Origin of the sequence: Vibrio sp. 1562, from assembly GCF_033340155.1 — a bacterium.
GTDB classification, from domain to species: Bacteria; Pseudomonadota; Gammaproteobacteria; order Enterobacterales; family Vibrionaceae; genus Vibrio; species Vibrio alginolyticus.
This window is the reverse complement of the sequence record NZ_JAWOVY010000309.1, coordinates 1-720: the sequence shown is the minus strand read 5'-3', so window position 1 is coordinate 720 and position 720 is coordinate 1. Positions and strand designations below refer to the sequence as shown.

The window sequence follows — 720 nt, the reverse complement described above, 5'->3', positions numbered from 1 at the left end:
TCCGAATAGTAAACGAATAAACAAGATGTCGCGTGATACGCTGGATTAACGCAGACGCGTCGCAAACTCAGCTTTGGTGTTGTCTAGCCACTCATAACGACGGCGGTACATCGAGCGTTTAGAGCGAGACATTCCCTCAGTATCGCGGCGCGTATCATTCACTTTTAATGCGTAGAAATGGCGGTTGTATTCAATGCCTCCCAACTCTTGCCATAGTGCGTCGTAGTCGGTTTTGATGCGTCCTTTACTGTAACGTCGTGCTGCGTATGTGTGAGATTGCGTTTTTACGGCGAGTATGGTGTTTACTTCCCAGACTTGAGCGATGAGTGTTAGCAAACTCACCATCAAGCTTTTTGGTCGCTGACCGTACAGTTTTCGAGTCAGTTTTTTGATTTTTGCGTTGTTTTCTTCACTGCTTCGAGGGCCTTGTAGGCCACCTATCATAATGCAGCGCCCAGTGTCTACATGACCAACGGTAAACGAAAGTGTGTAGAAGTTGCCGTCTTCAGCGCTGTGCAGCACAAGACTCATGTCGCCTTCTTTTTGGTAACGTGCTTCGTAAACCAATCGAACCGAGTACTCGATGTCATCGATTTCAAATGAGGTCAGCGTTAAGCCTTTTGAATCGGTGTAAATCTCGGCAATGGTCTCTTTAGAAAGCAGTTCTGAAATCGTTTTGTAGTGATCAACCACCAAGTTGGAGCGATCAAAAGCAGAGTT

General features: G+C 46.4%; 1 protein-coding gene. It reads right to left on the bottom strand.

Translation table 11 applies throughout. From position 1 onward, the window contains the following. Positions 1 to 45: 45 nt before the first annotated feature. On the bottom strand, positions 46 to 720 hold a 675-nt coding region (locus tag R7Z49_RS24860; RefSeq protein WP_318112359.1), incomplete at its 5' end, for a VirK/YbjX family protein.